The sequence below is a fragment of the Streptomyces sp. HSW2009 genome (genome assembly GCF_040240285.1).
Lineage (GTDB): Bacteria > Actinomycetota > Actinomycetes > Streptomycetales > Streptomycetaceae > Streptomyces.
In genome coordinates, this window is the sequence record NZ_JBEHZD010001192.1 from 1 (window position 1) to 347 (window position 347).

1 protein-coding gene is annotated in these 347 nt (G+C 64.0%); it reads right to left on the reverse strand.

Annotation, left to right across the window (positions count from 1 at the left end; genetic code table 11):
• Positions 1 to 347: ketoacyl-synthetase C-terminal extension domain-containing protein (locus AAHZ94_RS35160; RefSeq protein WP_349997699.1), on the reverse strand; the 347-nt coding region annotated here is incomplete at both ends.

Sequence of the window (347 nt, forward strand, 5' to 3'; positions counted from 1 at the left end):
GTACGCGCCGACAACACCCACGGCACCACACCCAACACCTCACCCGCCACCGCCACCTCAGGCTCCACCCCAGCCTGCTCCAAAATCACGTGCGCATTCGTCCCCGACGCACCAAACGACGACACACCCACCCGCCGCGGACGACCCACCTCCGGCCACTCCACCGCCTCCCGCAACAACTCCACCCCACCCGAACCCCAATCCACATGCGGCGTCGGCTCATCAATATGCAACGACCGCGGCAACACCCCATGCCGCATCGCCATCACCATCTTGATCACACCCGCCACACCCGCAGCAGCCTGCGTATGACCAATATTCGACTTCACCGAACCCAACCACAAAGG